At 72.3% G+C, this 3344-nt stretch carries 4 protein-coding genes; 3 read left to right on the top strand and 1 reads right to left on the bottom strand.

What is annotated here, in order from left to right:
* Positions 1 to 263 (top strand): PASTA domain-containing protein (locus ACXJKL_RS17680; RefSeq protein WP_457208323.1); only part of this gene is annotated, 263 nt, incomplete at its 5' end.
* Between the two features lie 73 nt (positions 264 to 336).
* Complete coding sequence (gene pknB / locus ACXJKL_RS17675) at positions 337 to 2127, top strand: Stk1 family PASTA domain-containing Ser/Thr kinase (RefSeq protein WP_457208322.1); 1791 nt, start codon at positions 337 to 339, stop codon at positions 2125 to 2127.
* A 78-nt stretch (positions 2128 to 2205) separates the two neighbouring features.
* Here the strand turns inward: pknB and ACXJKL_RS17670 are convergent, their stop codons facing one another.
* Positions 2206 to 3000 (bottom strand): DUF881 domain-containing protein, encoded by a 795-nt coding sequence (locus ACXJKL_RS17670; protein ID WP_457208321.1) that lies wholly within the window; start codon positions 2998 to 3000, stop codon positions 2206 to 2208.
* Between the two features lie 72 nt (positions 3001 to 3072).
* Between ACXJKL_RS17670 and ACXJKL_RS17665 the strand changes: the two genes are divergently transcribed.
* Positions 3073 to 3344 (top strand): cell division protein CrgA (locus ACXJKL_RS17665; RefSeq protein ID WP_457208320.1); only part of this gene is annotated, 272 nt, incomplete at its 3' end.

Here is a 3344-nt window from a genome sequence, read left to right as displayed (position 1 = left end):
ACGTCAAGGACGTCGAGGCGGCGCTCAAGGACCTCGGCCTCAAGGTCCGCCGGGAGAAGGTCGACAACACCGGCGGCGAGACCGAGAACGCCGTCGTCGGCGTGGACCCCTCCGGGACCCTCGCGGAGGGTGACACGGTGACGGTGTCCTACTGGGGGAAGCCGGCACCGACCGAGACGCCCACGCCCACACCCACGCCCACCGAGACGCCGACGACCACCACTCCCACGACGCCGACGACGCCGACGGACAGTCCGAGCTGATGGGCCGGGGCGCGACCGACCACCTGACCAGCCGCACGACCTGCCAGACGACCACCGCAGCGAGAGGGCGACGATGAGCAACGAGCCGACCGTGATCGGCGGCCGCTACGAGCTCGGCGAGCTGCTGGGACGCGGCGGCATGGCGGAGGTCCGCAAGGGCCGCGACACCCGTCTCGGCCGCACCGTGGCGGTCAAGCGGCTGCGTACCGACCTGGCGAGCGACGCGACCTTCCAGGCGCGGTTCCGTCGGGAGGCGCAGAGCTCGGCCTCGCTCAACCACCCCGCGATCGTGTCGGTCTACGACACGGGCGAGGAGATGTCGACCGACGGCTCGGACGTCGCCCAGCCCTACATCGTCATGGAGTGCGTGCAGGGCCGGACGCTGCGCGACATCATCCGCGAGGGGCGCAAGATCCTGCCCGAACGCGCCCTGGAGATCACCAGCGACGTGCTCGCGGCCCTCGACTACAGCCACCGGGCCGGGATCATCCACCGCGACATCAAGCCCGGCAACGTGATGCTGACCCCCAGCGGCGACGTCAAGGTGATGGACTTCGGCATCGCCCGGGCGGTGTCCGACGCCTCGTCGACGATGACCCAGACGGCCGCGGTCGTGGGCACCGCGCAGTACCTCTCCCCCGAGCAGGCCCGTGGCGAGACCGTGGACTCCCGCTCGGACGTCTACTCCACCGGCTGCCTGCTCTACGAGCTCCTCACCGGCCGTCCGCCCTTCGTCGGCGACAGCCCGGTGGCCGTGGCCTACCAGCACGTGCGCGAGCAGCCCTCGCCGCCGTCCGACCACGACCAGGAGCTCGACCCCGAGATCGACGCGATCGTCCTCAAGTCGCTCGCCAAGCGGGTCGAGGACCGCTACCAGAGCGCCGCCGCGATGCGCCAGGACATCGAGCGCTACCTCGCGGGACACCCGATCCAGGCCGTCGCACCGCCGGCGGAGGCCACCGAGGTGGTTCCCGCTGTCGCCGCCACGACCATCCCGGCCGCCGCAGCGGCCACGCCCCCCGGTGGGGACGGTCGGCGCGGTCGCACCGGGCTGATGATCCTGCTCGGCCTGCTCATCGTCGCCGCCATCGCCGGGGCGGCGTACGTCCTGCCGAGCATGTTCACCGAGGACGTCCAGCGCGAGCAGGTCCCCGCCCTGGTCGGCCTCACCGAGGAGGAGGCGCGCATCGAGATCGGCCAGGCCGGCCTGTCCGTCGGTCAGGTGACGCGCGAGACCTCCGAGGACGCCCCCACCGACCAGGTGGTCCGCCAGAACCCCAACCGTGACGTCTACGTCGACCCCGGAGCCGATGTCGACCTCGTGATCTCTCTCGGCAAGCCCGAGGTGCAGGTGCCGTACGTCGTGGGGCAGCCGCGCACGGCGGCCCGCGACACGCTGCGGGCCCAGGGCTTCGCGGTGACCGCGACCGAGGTCGAGTCCGACGAGCCCAAGGGCCAGGTCATCTCGACCGACCCGCCCGCCGGCCAGTCCGTCGCCGAGGGCACCACGGTCACCCTGTCAGTCTCCGACGGCCCCGAGTCGGTCCCGTCGGTGATCGGTCTGCGTCAGGGTGAGGCCACCCGCACCCTGCAACAGGCCGGCTTCGAGGTGGAGGTCCGCACGGACCCGTCGTCCACCGAGCCCAAGGGCCAGGTCGTCGACCAGTTCCCGCGCGACGGCGAGGCCGACCGCGGCGACACGGTCCTCATCGTGGTCTCCGCCTTCGTCGAGCCCCCGCCGACGGAGACCCCCACCGAGACGCCCACCGAGACCCCGACGACGCCCACCGAGACCCCGGTCCCGTCCGAGACACCCTCCACGCCCACCGAGACGCCGGTCCCGACCCCGCGGCGTACCCGCTGACCTGCTCCGAGCGAGCGATCGGCGAGGACCCGGGCGGAAGCCGCCCGGGGTCGGACCAGCCTCAGCGGGAGTCCGGCGTCAGCCGGCGTCCTGGCTGGGCGTGGCCATCGGCGTGGCGTAGGTGAGGTCGAGCAGCCCCTCGTACGCCGGCGCGGTCACGCGCGGCACCGTGGTGACCTCGTAGCCCACCCCGCCGGTCGGGTCGGCGGCGTACTGGCGGTAGGTGTCGAGGTAGCGGTCCTCCTCGAGCGAGGCCTGGATCGCGTCGGGGTCGCCGATCCCCACGATCTCGTACGGCGGGGAGTAGGGCACGCCGTGCAGGGTCACCGAGTTGCCCTCGCACTTGATGCCGGTGGTCGAGATGATGCGCTGGCCCTGGAGCGTGACCGCGACGGCCCCCGCACGCCACATCGCGTTGACGACGGCCTGGAGGTCCTGCTGGTGCACGACCAGGTCGTTCTGGTCCCGGTCCGTCGTGACGAGCACCTCCTCGGGCGCGTCGGTCAGGGTCACCTGGACCGCCTGACCGGTGCGCGGGGTCAGCCCGGCGGGGTCGACCAGGGTGTCGATCTCGTCCTGGTAGCGGTTGACCGTGCGGTCCCCGAGACCGTCGGTCAGGGTCTCGATCTCCGCGTTGAGGCCGGCGACCTCGTCGGTCAGCCGGTTGGTGTCGTTGCGCTCGGCCTGCACGACTGATGCCAGGTCGGTGTAGCTGCCGCCGCGCAGGTCGGTGCCGCCGCTCTGGTTGGCGCTGACCGCGAAGAGCACCCCGCAGAGGATGAACATCGTCGGGGTACCCACCCGCCACATCAGGGTCCGCCGACGCGCGCGCGCCGCGCTGTCGTCGGGGCGCGGGTCGGTGGGGGCGGGCACGGCGACTACGCTAGCCCCCCGGTGGGCGCCCCACGCCCCACCGCCCGAGTTCGTGAGCTACGAGGAGTGGTCGTGCCCAAGTCCAGCGAGGCGTTCGTCGACAGCCCGACGAAGGTCTTCTCCGTGAGGTTCGTCGTGGCCCTGCTGCTCATCGCGGCGGGCATCGGCTGGATCCTCTACTACTACTTCGGCGTGCGCCCCGACCCGGAGGCCTTCCCGGCCGAGCAGGGCTCGCCCAAGGCGATCGCTGACCTCGGCCTGTGGAACTACGCCATCGGCTTCGGCTCGCTCCTGCTCGGGCTCGCGATCTCGGCCCACCCCTCGACCCCGCTCGGACGCGGTCG

This window comes from Nocardioides sp. P5_C9_2, from assembly GCF_054049555.1.
This window is presented reverse-complemented; position numbering and strand designations above follow the sequence as displayed.